Below are 17278 nucleotides of genomic sequence, written 5' to 3'. Positions count from 1 at the left end.
CGCTCTCGGCTTCAAGCAGGGAGGACGTGGGCGGCGAGTTCGCGCACCAACGAGTCCTCGACCGGCCGCCCGCAGTCGCCGAGCCAGTTCGCGAGCATGCGGTGCCCGCCTTGGGTGAGGATGGATTCGGGATGGAACTGCACGCCCTGGACTGGGAGCTCGCGATGGGCGACCCCCATGATGACGCCGCTTTCACTGCGCGCCGTCACCGCCAAGACCGACGGCAGCGTGTCCTCTTGGATGGACAACGAGTGATACCGGGTCGCGATGAAGCCCTGGGGGAGCCCCGCGAACACGCCGCTGTCTGTGTGGGTGATCTTGCTGGTCTTGCCGTGCAGCAGCTCCGGAGCCCGCCCGACCACGCCGCCGAAGGCGACGCCGATCGCCTGATGCCCGAGGCACACCCCGAGCAGCGGCTTGCGCTGCCTGGCCGCCGAAAGCACGACCGGGATGCTCGCCCCGGCCTTCTCCGGAGAACTCGGGCCGGGGCTGACCAGGACCCCGTCGTATTCGGCGATGGCGCCGTCCGGGTCCGCGAGGCGGGGGTCGTCATTGCGCCACACCGACACAGCCGCCTCGAGTTGGCGCAGGTATTGCACGAGGTTGAAGACGAAACTGTCGTAGTTGTCCACGACAAGGACGCGGGCTGTCATGGGGTTATTGTACGGGCGAGTCCCCCTGGGGGCTGGCTCAATGCCACCTCATCGTCATGAGCAGGCCGACGACCATCAGGCCGAAACCGATGGCCAAATTCCAGAACTGCAGGTCGGCCATCCACTTGAGCGCATCGAGGTCTGCGGCGGCGATGTAGTACACCACCAACCACGCCAGCCCGGCGAGCATGAAGCCGAGCATCAGGGCCACGTACCAGGTGCTGGACGGAGCCGTGCGGGCCGAGCCCGCGCCAGCGGCGCCGGGGTTGATCGTGAAGTCGGTCTTCTTGCGGACCTTCGACTTCGGCATCGCCTTCTCCTTGTTGCTCACACGTTCTTGCTTGCGCGCATTGCTGCCCGCATGGTTGCTTGCGCGTCATTCGGGTCGCTTGCGCGAAGGCGGCGGCGAAGAGCATTCCCGGCCAAGCCGCGCGCAGCCCCCGAAGGCTCGTCCATGATAGCAGGAACACGCGCGCCCCAGGCCGACCAGCACCGTCGCCCGCACCGCCTGCCAGCACAACATCGGCCGAAAGCACAGTCCGGGGCACACAGACGTGCCCGAGGACCTGCTACTGGTCGTCCGGCGCGAGCCTGCGCTCGCCGAGAAGGCGGTCCAGATCGAACAGGCGCTTCACCGGCCCGATGTAGGCTTCGATGGCCGCACCCGCACGGCCGCCGCAGCCAGAGCCAGTCACATGGCGCGGGCCCTGCCCCGTCGTCACATCCAGTTCCGACTCGAACGCGCCAACGCACAGCGGCGCCGGGCCCCACGGGCCCGCCAATCCCGGCTCCCCGGACCGCAGTTCCCCGACGACGTCCTCGGGGACCACAGCGGCGTCCCGCACCAGCACCGGGTCCTCCAGCGAACCCGCGTGGACGACGAACTCCGCCACGCCGTCACGAACAGTGATCGTGTACTCCTTGCGCGCCTGGGGCGGCAGCGACGGGTACATGACGCGATAGACGACCTCGCTCGGCTCGTCGGCGACAGCCGGGCGCTGCCCGGCGAAAACCGCCAGCGCTGGCCACGCGAGGGCAAGCGACCACAACACTGCGACCTTCATCCGGAACACCTCTCAGCTCGACGTATCCGTGGGAGGATAGCAGCACAGCGCCGCGCCGTACGCCCCCTGCCCTTGCCGCAGAGCCGCACAGGCGCCGAACGCGCCTCAGTCCGTGTCCTGGTCTTGGTCGGGCTCCGGGCAACCCCCTTGCTCCAGCCCGCTTGTCTCCATCACCCCGCGCGCCTGCTCGCCGCCCAGGAACGAGAGGAAAGACTCTGCTTCGTCCTTGTGCGCCGAGGACGAGACAGCCGCGCCCGAATAGGTCGTGCCCAACTGGGCGCCGCTCGGCAGCAAACCGACCACATCGATCCCTTTGACCGGCAGAAGCTCGCTCAACTGCTGGAATCCCAACTCTGCGCGGCCCTGGGCCACGACTTCACCGACCGGGACCGCTGGCACCTGGAAGGCTTTGCCCCGCATCGTGTCCGACACGCCGAGCCGAGGGAACAGCTGGGTCGCGACAAAGACGCCGCTCGCGCTGTCGGAGTACGCCACCGAACGCGCCTCCAGGAGCGCGCGGCGCAAGGAGTCCAGAGTCGAGATGTCCGGACGCGGGGCGCCAGCCCGGACGGCCATCGCGATATGCGAGCAGGCGACCGGACGGATCGGGCCCGTCAGCTGGCCGTCGTCCGCGAGCCGGTCAACGGCCGATCCCACCATCACGACCACATCGATCCGCTCGCCCCTCGCGATTCTCGCCGGGATCGTCTGCGGGGTCTCGCCCATGGACGGGCCGAACACGAGGCGGACCCGCTCCCCGCCGCCGCGGGCGTACACGGCGGCCAGCGCGCGCAGGGCCGCCGCGGTGCCGCCGGAGGTGGCCACCGTCAGCTGGCCGTCGGGATCGGCAGCGCACGGCGGGGCGCTGACGGCCGACGCGCCCCCCAGCGCGAAACAGATCGCGAGGACCATCGAGCGCGAGCGCCGGTGCGCGCCCTGTGTCTCAGCCATGGGCGGCAGTGTAACCGCAGAGAACTGACGGCTCGAAACCAGCATGGGCACAGGGGCGGACAGGGGGCCGCCCATGGCGCCGGGGCGAGAGCAGCACGGGCCGACGGGAAGGCAGTCGCGCGCCCTGCTCGCAACAACACAGGGGCGTGGGCGCGGGGGTCCCGATGTGGGGCGAACGACGGGACTTGAACCCGCGACCACCTGAACCACAATCAGGTGCTCTACCAACTGAGCTACGCCCGCCATGCCACGTCGTGGACGTGAGCCAGGACAGCATACTCGGCAAGGCGCAAAGCCGCAATCCGGTAGAACCCATTGCGCGCAATTGATCCTGCGTTACGATGATCGGGAACGGTCTTCGACGGCGAGGGCCACTTTCCAGGAGGTTGCTATGCGACTCATCCGCCATATCCGGGCTTTTGCCTTCTCCCGAGCGCTCGTCGCCGTCGTCGCGATGGCGGCAGGCCTCGCGGTCGCGGTGGCGCCCGCCCGCGCCGACACGCCGGACCAGCTCCAGTTCACCGCCACCAGTTTGGACGGCAAAGAGATCTCCGGCGCGACGTACGCGGGCAAACCCGCCGTCTTCTGGTTCTGGACCCCGTGGTGCCCCTACTGCAACCAAGAAGGCTCGTTCGTGCAGAAAGTGGCCTCGGAGCATCCGAATGTGCCGTTCGTCGGCGTTGCCTCGCGCAGCGATCAGGGCGCGATGCGCGACTTCGTGAACAAGTACGGCCTGAACTTCCCGCAGATCGAGGACAGCAGCGGCGAGATTTGGGGCAAGTTCGGCGTCACCTGGCAACCGGCGTTCGCCTTCGTCTCATCGAACGGCGACGTGGACATGGTGAAATTCGGCGACTTGTTGACCGAAGACCAGCTGAGCGACCGCGTGGGCGCCCTGCGCTAAAACGCGGCGGACCTCAAACAGACGGGCCTCAAACAGACGGGCCTCAAACAGAGGGGCGCGCAGGAGCGGGGCAACCACCGCAGACGGTTGCGCGCGGGCCACGGCGCCCGCGGGCCGGAAGGGTTAGAAATCGCCCCACGGGGTGCTGATCGGTGCCGCTCTCTTCGCGTCCTGGGGCGCGGGCAATCCGTCGAGCAGGCTGGTGAGCAGCTCCTTGTAGTCGGTGTGCAGGAGCTGGCTCATGAGCGTCGTCTCCAACGGATGGACAACAGCGTGACGCTCGGGATCGTTCATGTCCGAAACTCGCACAGCATGCGCCCCGGCCTCTTCGACGACGACCTGGGCGTGCTGCCCCTTCGCGTACCAGTCCTCGAGCACGCTCGGAGCCGACAGGCTGGCCCGCAGCCGGTCGCCATAGTGCAGGAGGCAGTATTTGCCCGCCACGTCGAACCCGGAGAAGGCGGGGCCGGGCAGCAGCTCGCCCTGGACCTTGCGCAACAACAACAGGCTTTTCTCGTGGACCCGGAGCAGTTCGGGGATGTTCGGGCTGTTGAAGACCACCGCGCCGACCGGACCGACGCCGGCGCGCACGAAACCGGAGCCGCCGCCGCGCTGCTGCGCCGCAACGAGGACCGCGCCCATGGAGCCGAGGAATTCGCCGAGGTCGCGCAGCAGGGCGGCCGTGTCGGGATGGCGGAGCTTCTCGGAGTCCTCTTTGCCTTGTTTGGCTTTCCCGTCCCCAAGGTGGCGGTGCTCGACCACTTTCGGCAGCGGGCCGAAGGCTTGCAATTGCTCCTGGGAGAACTTCCGGGCGACCGTCTCCCAGATCTCCTTGTAGCTCGCGGCCATGGTGTGCGCGATTTCGGCGTTCGTGTCCTGATCGTCAGGGTCGATCGGGTACGTGATGTACGGGGAGCTTTTGACGTAGAGCTGCTGGACCCTTTTGTTGTCGGGACCCTTCTTGTTGTTGCATATGCCGACGTCGGCGGAAGGGGGACGGTGGATCCACTGCTGGTAGGTCTCGTAGCCGTCTTCCTCGTCGAGGAGCCCGCAGAGCAAATCGAACCAAACGCATTTCCCGGCGAGCGGGAAGGCGGAAAAACTCCGGGCCTTCTCCTCTTTCCCGTCCTCCGTCCAGACCTCGTGGACGGCGTCGTCGGCGACGAGGTCGATTCTGACGTCGCCGCTGGTGAAACCGACTTTTCCGGTCCAGTCGACCGCAGGGCCCCCAGGGCCTCGCGCCACCATGCTGAAGTAGGCGATGAATTCGCCCACATCCTTCAGCAGGGCGTCCACGTCTTCGCAGGGGAGCATTCGACCGATCCTATAGGAAGATCACGGAATCGACGTCGGCGCCGCGCTCTCGCGCTCGGCGAGCACCGCGTGGTGCCGGGCGTAGGCGAAGTACACGACAATGGCGATCGCCATCCAGAGCCCGAACATGCTGTATGTCAGCCAGCCGTGCTCCGAGTCCGCGAGGGTGTACATCAAATACAAGCAGGCCAGGATGGAAAGGATCGGCAGAACCGGATAGAACGGGACTTGGAAGCTGCGCGCGTCGCCTTGGCGGCGCCTGCGCAGGATGATGACCGTCGCCGAGACCACGCTGAAGGCGACCAAGGTCCCCAGGCTCACGAAATCGGCCAAGATGTCCAAGGGCACGAGCCCGGTGAGCACGGAGACGAAGACAGCGACGATGATGGTGCCGCCGACCGGCGTCCTCGTCTTCTCGTTGAGGTTGCTGAAAATCTTCGGCACGAGGCCGTCGCCGGACATCGAGTGCAGCACGCGCGTCTGGCCGTACAGCGTCACCAGGGTGACCGAGAAGATCGAGATCACGGCGGCGGCGGAGAGCAGCACGGAGGTCCACGTCCATCCCGTCACTTCCTGCAGGATGACGGCGAGGGGGGCGTTCTCGTTCGGGTCGAACTGGCTCGCGCGCCGCGCCCCGATGGCGGCGAGCGCCACAAGCAGGTAGATGCCCGTGACGACCACGAGGGCCAGGATCAAGGCCTTGGGCAGGGCTTTGCGCGGATTCTCCACCTCTTCCGCGGCGGTGGAGACCGCGTCCATGCCGATGTAGCTGAAGAACACCATCCCTGCCGCGGTCCCGATCCCGCCGATCCCGTGCGGCGCGAAAGGGTGCATGTTCGAGGCGTGGAAACCGCAGAAGGCCACAGCGGCGAAGAAGAGCAGCACGGCGAGTTTGATCGCCGTCATCACCGCGTTGGTCCGGGCCGATTCGGACGTGCCTTTGATGAGCAGCAAAGCGCACAGGACGACGAGCAGCACGGCGGGGGCGTTGACCCCGAAGCCTTGCCCCGGCGTGGGGGCGTGACTCATCCAGCCGGGGAGGTTCACGAGCCGCAAGTCGCTCAGGAGCTGGTTCAGGTAGCCGCTCCACCCGGAGGCGACCGCCGCGGTGGAGACGGAGTACTCCAGCAGCAGGCACCAACCGACCAGGTAGGCGGCGATCTCGCCGAGGCTCGCGTAGGTGTAGCTGTAGCTGGACCCCGCCAACGGGATTTTGGAGGAGACCTCCGCGTAGCAGAGCGCGGTGAGCCCGGCCGTCACGCCGGCGAGGACGAAGGAGACGAGCACGCCCGGCCCCGCAGCAGGCACCACCTGCGAGAACGTCACGAAAATACCAGTCCCGACCGTGCACGCGATGCCGATTGCGGCGAGCTGCCAAATGGACAAGGACCGCTTCAGGTTCACACCTTCGCCCTGGGGGACCATGATGTCCACCGGCGGCTTCAATCGGAACATCGTGTCACTGAGATTTCTGAACCGCCCTGTGTACGCCATGGCATATCCTAAGCATAGGCGGGCTGTTTTCGCCCACCCCACGCCCAAAACCTGGCCTTGTGCCCTGGCGGGGCACAGACTAGAATCCCGTTATGCCTGTGCCTTCTCCGTCCACATTCGCCCGCCTCGGCAAACTCGTCGCCATCGACGAACCGGCCGAGCGGTCCTCCCGAGCGATCACTGAGGCGTTCACCGGCAAAGAGCTGGCGCAGATGCCGATCGGGAACGAGACCGACGTCGAGCGCGCCTTCGCGCGGGCCCGCGCCGCGCAGAAGGAGTGGGCCAAGACCTCGCTGCGATCCCGCGCCGCGATCCTGCGCCGGTTCCAAACGCTCGTCTTCCAAAAACTGGACGAACTGGCCGACATCGTGCAGGCGGAGACCGGGAAAGCGCGGGCCAGCGCCGTCGAAGAGGTGCTGTTCGTGGCCACCGCGGCCGGATGGTACGCCGCGAACGGCCCGAAGATCCTCAAAGAGAAACGCGTGAAACCCGCCGTCCCGATCCTCATGGACGCGCGCGTGCGGCACCTGCCGAAAGGAGTCGTCGGCGTGATCTCGCCGTGGAACTACCCGATGGCCCTGTCCGTGCAGGACGCGAACCCGGCCTGGCTGGCGGGCAACGCCGTCATCATGAAACCGGACAGCCAGACGCCGTTCTCCACGCTCGCGCTGTCCGAGCTGCTCTACGAGGCGGGCCTGCCGCGCGATGTGCTGCAAACCCTGCCCGGGCCCGGCCAAGTGGTGGGCAACGCCCTCGCCGAGCAGGCCGACTACCTCATGTTCACCGGCTCCACCGCCACCGGCAAGAGCCTCGCCGAGCAGTGCGGGCGCAGGCTCATCGGCTTCTCCGGCGAGCTCGGCGGCAAGAACCCGATGATCGTCACCGCCACCGCGAACATCCGCCGCGCCGCGCTCGGCGCCACCCGCGCGTGTTTCTCGAACTCCGGCCAGCTGTGCATCTCCATTGAGCGCATCTACGTCCAAGAGCAGGTCTACGAGCAGTTCATCAATGAGTTCGTGGCGCAGACCAAGGCGATGCGCCTCGGCGCGGGCTACAGCAGCGACATCGACATGGGGTCGCTCATCTCCGAGGCGCAGCTCAAAACGGTGGACGACCATGTGAACGACGCGGTCAGCAAAGGCGCGAAGGTGCTCATCGGCGGCAAGGCGCGGCCCGACCTCGGCCCCTACTTCTACGAGCCCACGGTCTTGGGCGGCGTGCGCGAGGGCATGACCCTCTACAAAGAGGAGACCTTCGGCCCGGTCGTGAGCGTGTACCCGGTGAAAACGGTGGCCGAGGCCATCGCCGCGGCCAATGACACCCGTTACGGCCTGAACTGCAGCGTCTGGGCGGGAACATGGCGTGAAGGCCAAGAAATCGCCGGGCAGATCTACTCGGGCTCCGCGAACGTCAACGAGGGCTTCGCCGCGTGGGCCTCGCACGAGGCTCCGTGCGGCGGCACGCGCGAATCCGGGGCCGGTCGGCGCAACGGCGCCGAGGGCTTGCTCAAATACACCGAGACGCAGGGCCTCGTGACGCAGCGGTTCCTCAGCCTCTCCGGCGAGCGCTGGTTCCCCGGCTGGCTGTTGCAGCGCATCCTGCCTACTGTGATGCGCCTGGTGCGGTTGCTCCCGGGCCGCTGAACCGGGGTATCTCAGACCCGAATACCCCAGGCGGCCAGGAACTGCTCATCGCGCAGGACCAAAGGCCCCGGGGCGACGGCGCGCGAGAAACGAGCGGTGCCGCTTTCCTGGCCGCACTGCGTCCAGTTGTGGCGCATTCAGTTGTGCTGGGCCAGCTCGACTTCGCTCTTCAAGATGGTCGCCAAGACTTGGGGCCGCCGCCAATAAAAGAAATGCCCGCCGGTCACGGCGATGCTCTCGAATTCCCCCGACGTGTGCTGAGCCCACCGGCGCTGCGCCGCCCGTTCCTTGAGGATTTCGTCGTCTTTCGCGCTCACTTCCGTGATCGAAGCGTTGATCCGATCATGCCGGAACGATTGCAGGCCCAACGCTATGTCGCCCTCCAACCGGGACCGCGCCGCCTGCAACACCGTCGCCGATTCGGCTCCCTCGGGGGGCCACACGCCTCGCTCTTCGAACATCACCACGCGCCGTTGCGCGTGTTTCTTCGGCCCGCCGAAAAGCTTCGCGAGGGCGGCGTCTCTGCGCCACACTGACGGGTCAGCGCTCGCCACAGGCACGAATCTGCCCACTGCGCGTCCCTGGGACTCCAGCTCTTGGCAGACGAGGTACCCGAGCAGCCCGCCGAAACTGTGCCCGCTGAGCACCGGCGACCGGCAGTCGAGCCCCAGAGCCGCCGTCGTGATCTCGTCCACGAGGCGCTGCAGGCTGGTGGAGGGCGGTTCGTCGGCTCTGGCTCCGCGCCCGGGCATCCGCCACACCCCGAAGTTCACCCCTTCCATGTGCGGGGCGAGGCGGATCTCGCCGGTGTGGTCCGATCCCGAGCAAGCGAAGTGCAGCACCGTGGGCAGCGCAGGATTGTAGGGCCTCGGCCACCACCAGAACTCTTGAGGAGAGCGGATTTTCGCGCTCACCTTTTTTCCGAGGTCTGGTCGGACTCTGCGGCCGCCTCTTGGACGATGAGCGCCGCGATACGGGCGCCCACGGCTTCGAGCGTGAGATCCGGGGTGAATTGGAATGCCGCCACCTGTATGTTCAGGTGCTTGCCCGCGCGAGCCCCGAACTCGACCGCCATGAGGGAGTCGATCCCCAGGTCCACGAGCGGCCCTCTCGGGTCGAGATTTTCCGCTTTGACCCCGAGGACCTCTGCGAGCTGCTCGGCGAGCGCCTTGGTGACGATCGGTCCGCGCTCCTCTTCCGGCGCGGCGAGCACGGCGGCGCGGAATGCCGCCTGTTCGTTCGTGACGGTCTCGGCTTCCGCGGCGAGATGCGAGAAACGGGTGCTCTGGGCCGCGGCGGGCATGGCATTGCGCCAACGGCCCCAGTCGATCCCCATAACGGCGACATGAGGCAGGTCGAAGCGGGAGCACTCGTGCAGGAGCGCGGCGGCGGTCTCCATGTTCACCATGCGGAAGCCGATGAAGTCCAGATAGCTCTGCACGGCGTCCGAGGTCACCGCCATGCCGCCGCTCAACGCGCCCCAGTTCACCGACAACGCAGGCAGGCCTTGCGCGCGACGCCATTGCGCGAAGGCGTCCAGCGCGCTGTTCGCCGCCGCGTAACTCGTCTGGGGCGCGGCGCCCACAAGGGCGCTGATCGAGGAGTAGAGGACGAACGAGTCGATCCTCGCCCCGTGCTCGCGCAACGCCCTGTCGAGGTTGAGGGCGCCGACGACCTTGGGCGCGAACACTTTGCGCGCCGCGTCCAAGGTGAGTTTGCCGATCGGTTCGTCGAAGATGACCCCGGCGGTGTGGAAGACGCCGCGCAGCGGGCTCCCCGAAGACTCCACATCGCTGACCAGCGCGGCGACCTGGTCGTAGTCGGCGATGTCGATCCGCTTTTCGAGAACTTCGACCCCGGAGGCCCGCAACGATTCGACCTGCGCTTGGACTTCACTTGTGACAGCGCCGCTGCGACCCACGAGGATCAGGCGAGTCGCCCCTTCGCGGGCCAACGACCGCGCAGTCGCCAAACCGAACGCGCCGAACCCTCCGGTGATGAGATACGAGCCGTCGGGGCGCACTGCGACTGGAGCGGCCTTGCGCGGCAGCAACATCGGAGCCTCGTCCCGCAGGTCGACGACGATCCGGCCGACGTGCCGAGCGCGGAACACCGCCTCGAACGCCTCGGCGACGTCGCTGATCGAGAACCTCGTGTACGGCAGAAGCCGGAGCCGTGTGTCGGTGAGCAGCCCGACGCCCTCCTGCAAAAGCTGCCGGAACAGGTCCGGTCGCTGTCGCATCAGCCGGTCCATGTCCAACGAGTGGAACGTGAGGTTGCGGTTGAAAGGTTTGAGCTCCATCGAGCCGCCGAAGTAGATGTCCGCTTTGCCGATCTCGACGATCCGGCAGAACTCTCCCGCGACGGCGAAGTTCTGGGCGATCACTTCCCCTGGCAGCGAGTTGTAGACCACGTCCACCCCGCGCCCCTGGGTGGCCCGCAAAACATCGTCGACGAAGCCGACCGACCGCGAGTCGAAGACCTCGGCCGCGCCGAGCTCCAACGCGGCGCGGCGGCGCTCTTCGGTGCCGGCGGTCGCATAGACCACTGCGCCCATACTGACCGCGAGCTGCACCGCGCCCATGCCCATGCCGCCTGCCGCGCCGTGCACCAAGACCCGTTCTCCGGGTTGGAGTCCGACAAGGGACCGGAAAGCGTAGGCGGCGGTGAGGAACGGCAGCCCAGAACCTATGGCCAGCGGGTCGAACTCCGAATCCGAGAAGTCCTCGTGGCGCAGGGGCGCCCAGGCGGCCCCGCCATCGAGGTCGAATGTCAGATAACGGCGCAACAACCCGCGCTCGGAGACGATGAGGCCGTCGCCGACACGGACTTCGCGCACGTCCGAACCCACGCGCGTGACGACGCCGAAGCCCTCCATGCCGGGTTCCAGGCCGAAATACGTTCCCTCAAGCTCACGATCCGCCAAGATCCCAATGACCTTCAACGGGTCTTTGTAGTTCAAACCGATGGTCTCGACGCGGATCTCGACCTGCCGCGGCCCCGGCTCGACCCGGTCGCACTCCCGAAGGGCGATGTCTTTGAGCAACCTCGATTTGGGCAGCTGCACCTCGTACGCGACCTCGGGGTCGGCGGCTTGGAACGGGGTTTCCCAGGCTTCGGTGAGCTCGGGCAGGGAACGGCGCATCCGCTGGACCCAACGCCGCCCCGCGCGGACGGCGACCTCGTCGAGCGCCGCTGTGGCTCCTGCCGCGCCGAGCGCCTCGGCCACCTCGTCCTCGGTCGCCGAAACCGCTGTGTCCAGCAGAGACCACCTGACGGCCAGTTGCTCGTTGGCGATTGTCCGCCGCGCCCCGGCCAGCCCGGCGTGGGCAAGGTTCAGGTCATGGTCGCCGGGCGCGAAGAACGCGCCTCGGCTCACGACGACAGCCTGCGCGTCCGCCTTCACGGTTTGGTCCGTGTCGTCGCTGGCGAGAACCTCGGTCAGCGCGCGGGCAACCGCGACGATGTGGTGGACGTTCTCCTCAGGAGCCCCGTCGTCGCCAACTGCCACCAAGACCCGGACGAATGCGTCGTCCCGCATCGCGGCGGCGAGGGTTTCGGCGAGTTCGGCAGATCGTTCTGCCGCGGCGGAGGCCAAACGCACGACGCGGGCTCCGGCGCCCGCCGCCCGCCGACATCCTCCTTCGACCGACTGCGCCACGTTGCCGATCAAAACCACCGCATTGGCCGCGCGCGGCGCAGCCGCGGGCGCGTGTTCCTCCTCGTCGGCGGGCTCCCACCGAGGCTCGAAGAAGTAACGGTCCAGCTCCTCCAAGGGGCTCGGGGCCGCGCCGACCGGCCGCAATGTCACCCCGAACATCGCCAGGGCGACGTCGCCGTCCTCCGACGCGAGGTAGGCATTGGCCCGCAGTGGCTGCGAGCTGGTGATTTCCACGACCGCCAGCGGGTTTTCGGGCACCTCGTGGTAGAACCGAACCCGGTCCACCGAGGCCGGAACATACGCCGAGGGGACGGCGACCAGCTCGGGACGGGCGGCCAAAAGGACTGCGACGCATTGCAGCGCCGCGTCGGAGAGCGTGGGATGCACCGTGTGCTGGCGGGCCGGGCCCGAACCGGAGAGCGACGGGCTCTCCAGCTGCGCGACGCATGTGTCCGAGGCGATGCGCGCGCTGCGAATCCGCTGGAAGGCAGGTCCGTACGAGAGCCCGACCGACGACAAACCTTCGTACACGGCCTCGCGCGCGAATGCCACGTCGCTCTGCGTCGGCGCGGGAATGTCTATCGTCAAACTTCCGGGGTCGGCCTCGACCAGCCTGCCGTACGCATGGGTCGTCCACTGCTGCGTGTGCGCGGAGCGGCCTTTGAAGACAAAACGCTTCGTGGCGTCCTCCACGGACAGCCGGGTGATCGGGACGTCGTGCTCGGCAATGACCAGCGGAGCCACGAACGCCACGGAATCCAGGCCCGCGTGCGCGCGGCCAGTGCGTTGCCGCGCGGCGCTGAGCGCGGCGTCGAGGTACGCCGTGCCGGGGAGCACGACCGACCCGGCGACGACGTGGTCCGGCAGCCAGGGCAGGTTCGCGGGCGCCAGCGTGAGGCCCCATTGCGACACCGTGTCCCCGGTCCGGTCGCCAAGGAGCGGGAAACTGTCGGGGTCGCCGTAGCGCGCGCGCAGCGTCACCGGCTCTTCCTCCCACAGCTGCTCCCGCGCCCACGGGTATGTCGGCAGGTCGACATGGTCCACAGCGCTGGAGCTGTACAGACCGGCGTCGCCGGGGACGTCGATCGAGCCCGCGGCGTACAGGTCGGCGACCGCCTGCAGCACCGCTTGCTCGGCTTCCACGTTGCGGTCGAGCGTCGGGATCGCCGCGCCGGAGACGCTGTGGCGCACGAAGCTCTCACGGATGTTCCCGGCGAGCACGGGGTGCGGGCCGATCTCGAGGAACGCCCGGTGCCGTTCCTCGATCAACGTGTCGATCGCTTGGGCGAACAAGACCGGCTCGCGGACGTTCTTCTGCCAGTAGGCCGGGTCCGCGAACGCCTCGCCGTCAATCTGGGCCCCCGTCACTGTGGAGTAGACGGGGATGGCCGCGGGGCGGGGGACGAGGCCGCGCAGCGCAGTGGCGAGCTCGTCGAGGATCGGCTCCATGAGGTGGCTGTGATAGGGCACTTCCACGCGCAGCGTCCGGGCGAAAATGCCTTCTTCCACAAGTTCGGCGTGGATTTCGCGCAACGCGTCGAAGTCGCCCGCGAGAGTGGTCGCCGCGCTGCTGTTGATCGCGGCGACGCACACCTTGTCCGCGAAGCGTTCCGCGCGCCGCCGCGCGTCGTCGGAGCCGAGGCCGACCGCGAGCATGCCGCCCGTGCCCGCCGTCTTCGCTTGCAGGCGGGAGCGGTGGAAAGCGACCGTCGCCGCGTCGTGCAGGGACAACGCGCCGCTCACGTACGCTGAGGCGACCTCGCCGACGCTGTGTCCGACCACGCAGACGGGTTTGGCCCCGAACTGCTCGACGTGTTTCGCGAGCGCCGCCTGGACCAAGAAGTTCGCGGGCTGCGCGACGTCGGTGCGACTGATCGTGGAATCGCCCTCCGGGCGCAGGAGCTCTTCGAGCACCGACCAACCGGAGACCGCCCGGAACGCGGCGTCGACCTCCTCGGCGGTGTCGCGGAAAACGCCCGGGCGCTCCAACAGCCCTCGCCCCATCGCCCACCATTGCGGCCCCATGCCGCTGAAGACGAACACCGGTTCGGAGATCCCTTCGACCAGGACGCGTCCCGGCGCGACGTTGTCGTTGTCCGCGTAGGCGTTCAATTGCTCGAACAGGTGGTCCGCGTCCCGGTAGACGATCCCCTTGCGCAGAAAGTGGTGCGCGCGGCGGCCGGTGGCAGCGGTCTTCAGGCGTTGCGCCTTCTCGTCGGAGCGGTCGGACTCCAGCAGCTGCGCGTAGCTTCGGGCTATGCCGCGCAGCGAGGCCTCGCTGCGCGCGGACAACGGGAAAACCCGCACCCCGTCCACCGCGCCGGTCGCGCGCGGCGCGGGCGGCTCCTCGACGAGGACATGCGCGTTCGTCCCGCCGTAACCGAAACTATTGACCGCGACAAACGCCGGGGCGCGCAGGTCCGGGTACTTCTCTGCCGCCATCGGCACGCGCAGCCGCAGTTCCTCGAACGGGATCTGCGGATTGAGCTTTTCGAGCCATACCTGCGGCGCAACAATCCGACGCTGCACAGTGAGCGCGGCCTTGATGAGGCCCGCGACGCCCGCTGCTGCCTCGGTGTGGCCGAAATTATTCTTCACCGAGCCGATGAGCAGGGGATCGTCCCTTCCGGGGACCCTGCCGTAAGCATTGCCCAACGCGGTCAACTCCAGGGGGTCGCCGACATTGGTGCCCGTTCCATGCGCTTCCACGTACCCCACGAGCGCGGGGTCGATCCCCGCCTCTTTGAGCACCCGCTCGGCGAGACGCTGCTGCGAGACCGGGTTGGGCACAGGCAGCGAGGGGGTCCTGCCGTCCTGGTTGACCCCGCTGGCGCGAATCACCGCGTACACGCGGTCGCCGTCGCGCAATGCCTGCTCAAGGCCTTTGAGCACCACCGCCCCGACGCCTTCGCCCCTGCCGTAGCCGTCGGCGGCGGCGTCGAACGATTTGCATCGGCCGTCTGCGGCCAAAAACCTGCCCTTGCACATGGTGATGAAGGTCTCCGGCTGGAACATGACGTTCGAGCCGCCGGCGATCGCCACATCGCACTCCCCCGATTCGATGGCGCGCACCGCGAGGTGGGTCGCGACCAGGGACGAGGAGCACGCGGTGTCCACGGTCATGCTGGGCCCGCGCAAGTCGAGCGCGTAGGCGAGGCGGTTGGCGAGCAAAGTCTGCGAGGAGCTGGTCGCCGCGAAGTTGTTGATCCGCTCAAGCTGGTGGGCGCTTGTCCGCCCGACCGCGTTGTCGTTCGTGAAACCGCCGATGAAGGTGCCGACCTCCTCGCCGGAGACCTTGCCCGCGAGACCGGCGTCGTCCAGCGCCTCCCACACGGTCTCCAGCAACAGCCGCTGCTGCGGGTCGAGGATGGCAGCCTCACGGCGCGAGATGCCGAAGAAGTCGGCGTCGAACTGTTGGAACTGGTGTGTCAGGAAACCGCCGCGGCGGACGTACATACGGCCAGGGGCGTCCGGGTCAGGGTCGTAATACTTGTCGACGTCCCACCGGTCCCCCGGAATGTCCGTCACCGCGTCGCCCTTGTTCAGAATGAAATCCCAGAAACTGTCCGCGTCCGCAATGCCTCCGGGGAATTTGCATCCGATCCCGACTATAGCCACAGCAACCAATGAGAGCCTCCATTTTCACCTTATTCTTAATACGACTGCGCAGAGCAAAGAGAAAGACACCCAGAACCTCGACGCGCGAAATGTTCCACAGGTGGTTCGCGCGTTCACGAAGATACAGATGTCGTCGCCTCAGTCAGATGTACTTATCATATGCCAACTAAGTCCGACCCAAGATGAACGTCGGGTAAACTTTCGCTTGACCGATGGTCCGGCGGGCGGCGCGTGGTCCTGTACGCCCAGGACAGGACGCATCACAGGCTTCTCACCTGCGCCGATGACTAGCCCTGGAGGTCGGCGCGCCGGGGTCACGGAAACAAAAGCCGTGCGTTCGCGCGCTTTTTCAAGAAAAAATCCCCACTCGTCCCAAAGCGTCTCCGTGATTTTCGGCATGCTTCTTCTCATGCGTTTTTCGACATGCTTCTTTCCATGCGTCGAACACGGGCGGGGCAATAGGTCTATTGCCCCGCGGCGCGTCGCGCCCCGACGACGGAACTATATTCAGAAACGATTGACAAAGGGAGTGGTTCTGTCCACCCAGAGCACCGGAGGCGCACTATGCTATAAATGTGCTCAGGGCCATACGGCATTTTGAGCTTCGCAGGAAAAGCCGTGCACAACAGCGCAGGAGAAGCCCATGCAAAGAAGCGACGGGACAGAACTCACCGATGTCTCGGAAACAGCCCTGTGGACGCTCTGGTGCAGGGGCAGCGAGGCGGCCCGCCCGAACCCGATCATCCATGACGAGCTCGCCGTGCGATTGCTCGAACACATCGACTACCCCTACGAGCAGCGTTTCGGCGCGCCCACCCAGACTTTCGCGCTTCGAGCCTCGGCATTCGACGCGGCAGTGCGCGACTTTCTGGGCGAGCATCCGAACGGGACCGTGGTCTCGCTCGCCGAAGGGTTCCAGACGAGCTACTGGCGCTTGGGCAGGCCGCGAACGCGATGGGTCAGCGTCGACCTCCCCCCTGTCGTGCGGCTGCGCGAACAGCTGCTCCCCCAGGAGGAGCACATCGTGCCGGTGGCGACTTCCGCGCTCGACTTCGCCTGGGCGGACCACGTCGAACCGGGCTCGCCTGTGCTCATCACCGCAGAGGGCCTGCTGTGCTACCTCGAAAAGCCGCTCGCACTCGGCCTGATCCGCGGCTGCGCACAACGCTTCCCCGCAGGCAGGTTCCTCTTCGACGCCCTCCCCTCGTGGTGGACGAAAAAGAAATACAAAACATTCGGGACGAAAGACCAACTGATCGGCGGTTCGCTCGCGAAGACGAAGTACGTCGTCCCCCCGATGCCGTTCCCCGCCAGCCCGATAGAGATCTCCAAATACCCCGAGACCATCCCCGGAGTCGCCGCCGTGCGCCCGGTCCCGATCGGGGCCGGGCGAGGCTTGGCAGGACGACAGATACAAGCGTTCTACCAGTCCAAGCTCGTGCCCAGCCGCTTCCGCGGCACCATCGCCGAATTGCGTTTCGCCCAGTGAGCACGTTTCGCCTGGTGAGCAGCAGGAGCCGCGCATGAAAAGCGCCTGGCCGTATCTCGTCTCGTTGCTGATCCTCGTTGCAGCGGGCGGATTCATCGCGCACCTGCGCTCAAGCTCGATCCCGGACGAGGCGGTCGGTTTCGCGAGCGCCCTGCCGAAACTCGGGCAATCCCCGCAACGGACGATCGACTACGAGGCCAGCGGACCAGCTGGAACCCCGGTGCGGGTGTCCTACCTCGACGAACACGCCCAAGCCCATGACGCCGACGCGGTGCTGCCCTGGCAGGAGTCGCTGCGCACCGCCAGTCCGACAGTGATGACCGGGCTGATCGTGCAGTCGAAAGCAGGAGGCGTCGGATGCAGAATCATCATTGACGGAACAGTCCGCGACGAACAACCGCCCAGCGCGTCGGCGAACGTGGCGAACTGCAAGGTCCAGGTCGCGTGAACAGGGCGGACAGCAGGAGCGGCGCCCGCGCTTTCGCCG

12 protein-coding genes and 1 tRNA gene are annotated in these 17278 nt (G+C 67.1%); 4 read left to right on the top strand and 9 right to left on the bottom strand.

The window, feature by feature from the left end:
- Positions 1-11 precede the first annotated feature (11 nt).
- From SROT_RS01655 to SROT_RS01635, 5 genes are all read right to left on the bottom strand, one after another.
- Positions 12-653 (bottom strand): aminodeoxychorismate/anthranilate synthase component II, encoded by a 642-nt coding sequence (locus tag SROT_RS01655; protein ID WP_013137270.1) that lies wholly within the window; start codon positions 651-653, stop codon positions 12-14.
- A gap of 37 nt (positions 654-690) precedes the next feature.
- Positions 691-963, bottom strand: coding sequence for a cell division protein CrgA (gene crgA / locus SROT_RS01650; RefSeq protein WP_013137269.1), 273 nt, complete (start codon positions 961-963; stop codon positions 691-693).
- 259 nt (positions 964-1222) lie between these two features.
- Positions 1223-1717: a hypothetical protein gene (locus SROT_RS01645; protein ID WP_013137268.1), complete on the bottom strand. Its 495-nt coding sequence runs from the start codon at positions 1715-1717 to the stop codon at positions 1223-1225.
- 105 nt (positions 1718-1822) lie between these two features.
- Entirely contained in the window at positions 1823-2668 is an 846-nt protein-coding gene (locus SROT_RS01640; protein ID WP_187288051.1) for a substrate-binding domain-containing protein, read from the bottom strand.
- A 167-nt stretch (positions 2669-2835) separates the two neighbouring features.
- A tRNA-His gene (locus SROT_RS01635) sits at positions 2836-2911 on the bottom strand.
- 148 nt (positions 2912-3059) lie between these two features.
- On the opposite strand from SROT_RS01635, the gene SROT_RS01630 reads away from it, so the two are divergent.
- Positions 3060-3572 carry a redoxin domain-containing protein gene (locus SROT_RS01630; RefSeq protein WP_013137266.1) on the top strand — a complete coding sequence of 171 codons (513 nt, stop codon included), beginning with the start codon at positions 3060-3062 and terminating at the stop codon, positions 3570-3572.
- A gap of 123 nt (positions 3573-3695) precedes the next feature.
- Here SROT_RS01630 and SROT_RS01625 read toward each other — a convergent pair whose 3' ends face one another.
- Together SROT_RS01625 and SROT_RS01620 are read right to left on the bottom strand one after the other, a co-directional pair.
- Positions 3696-4886: a hypothetical protein gene (locus SROT_RS01625; protein ID WP_013137265.1), complete on the bottom strand. Its 1191-nt coding sequence runs from the start codon at positions 4884-4886 to the stop codon at positions 3696-3698.
- Between the two features lie 21 nt (positions 4887-4907).
- Positions 4908-6380 carry an APC family permease gene (locus tag SROT_RS01620; RefSeq protein ID WP_013137264.1) on the bottom strand — a complete coding sequence of 491 codons (1473 nt, stop codon included), beginning with the start codon at positions 6378-6380 and terminating at the stop codon, positions 4908-4910.
- 92 nt (positions 6381-6472) lie between these two features.
- Here SROT_RS01620 and SROT_RS01615 point away from each other — a divergent pair, with 92 nt between their 5' ends.
- Positions 6473-8023 carry a succinic semialdehyde dehydrogenase gene (locus tag SROT_RS01615; protein ID WP_013137263.1) on the top strand — a complete coding sequence of 517 codons (1551 nt, stop codon included), beginning with the start codon at positions 6473-6475 and terminating at the stop codon, positions 8021-8023.
- A 137-nt stretch (positions 8024-8160) separates the two neighbouring features.
- On the opposite strand, the gene SROT_RS01610 is transcribed toward SROT_RS01615, so the two are convergent.
- On the bottom strand, positions 8161-8865 hold the full coding sequence (locus tag SROT_RS01610; protein ID WP_041407544.1) for an alpha/beta fold hydrolase: 705 nt from the start codon (positions 8863-8865) through the stop codon (positions 8161-8163).
- Positions 8866-8933: 68 nt separating this feature from the next.
- On the bottom strand, positions 8934-15311 hold the full coding sequence (locus SROT_RS01605) for a type I polyketide synthase (protein ID WP_013137261.1): 6378 nt from the start codon (positions 15309-15311) through the stop codon (positions 8934-8936).
- Positions 15312-15945: 634 nt separating this feature from the next.
- Here SROT_RS01605 and SROT_RS01600 point away from each other — a divergent pair.
- Positions 15946-16791 (top strand): class I SAM-dependent methyltransferase, encoded by an 846-nt coding sequence (locus SROT_RS01600; protein ID WP_013137260.1) that lies wholly within the window; start codon positions 15946-15948, stop codon positions 16789-16791.
- 34 nt (positions 16792-16825) lie between these two features.
- A complete protein-coding gene (locus SROT_RS01595; RefSeq protein WP_013137259.1) occupies positions 16826-17239 on the top strand; it encodes an MmpS family transport accessory protein in 414 nt (137 codons plus the stop codon).
- Positions 17240-17278: the final 39 nt, after the last annotated feature.

It is taken from the genome of Segniliparus rotundus DSM 44985 (assembly GCF_000092825.1).
Classification (GTDB): Bacteria; Actinomycetota; Actinomycetes; order Mycobacteriales; family Mycobacteriaceae; genus Segniliparus; species Segniliparus rotundus.
Note: the sequence above shows the minus strand (reverse complement) of the source record. Positions and strands in the feature narration are given on the sequence as shown.

Excerpts from the sequence above, each read along its gene's own strand:
- SROT_RS01655 (WP_013137270.1), bottom strand. The coding sequence starts at position 653 with ATGACAGCCCGCGTCCTTGTCGTGGACAACTACGACAGTTTCGTCTTC.
- crgA (WP_013137269.1), bottom strand. The coding sequence starts at position 963 with ATGCCGAAGTCGAAGGTCCGCAAGAAGACCGACTTCACGATCAACCCC.
- SROT_RS01645 (WP_013137268.1), bottom strand. The coding sequence starts at position 1,717 with ATGAAGGTCGCAGTGTTGTGGTCGCTTGCCCTCGCGTGGCCAGCGCTG.
- SROT_RS01640 (WP_187288051.1), bottom strand. The coding sequence starts at position 2,668 with ATGGCTGAGACACAGGGCGCGCACCGGCGCTCGCGCTCGATGGTCCTC.
- SROT_RS01630 (WP_013137266.1), top strand. The coding sequence starts at position 3,060 with ATGCGACTCATCCGCCATATCCGGGCTTTTGCCTTCTCCCGAGCGCTC.
- SROT_RS01625 (WP_013137265.1), bottom strand. The coding sequence starts at position 4,886 with ATGCTCCCCTGCGAAGACGTGGACGCCCTGCTGAAGGATGTGGGCGAA.
- SROT_RS01620 (WP_013137264.1), bottom strand. The coding sequence starts at position 6,380 with ATGGCGTACACAGGGCGGTTCAGAAATCTCAGTGACACGATGTTCCGA.
- SROT_RS01615 (WP_013137263.1), top strand. The coding sequence starts at position 6,473 with ATGCCTGTGCCTTCTCCGTCCACATTCGCCCGCCTCGGCAAACTCGTC.
- SROT_RS01600 (WP_013137260.1), top strand. The coding sequence starts at position 15,946 with ATGCAAAGAAGCGACGGGACAGAACTCACCGATGTCTCGGAAACAGCC.
- SROT_RS01595 (WP_013137259.1), top strand. The coding sequence starts at position 16,826 with ATGAAAAGCGCCTGGCCGTATCTCGTCTCGTTGCTGATCCTCGTTGCA.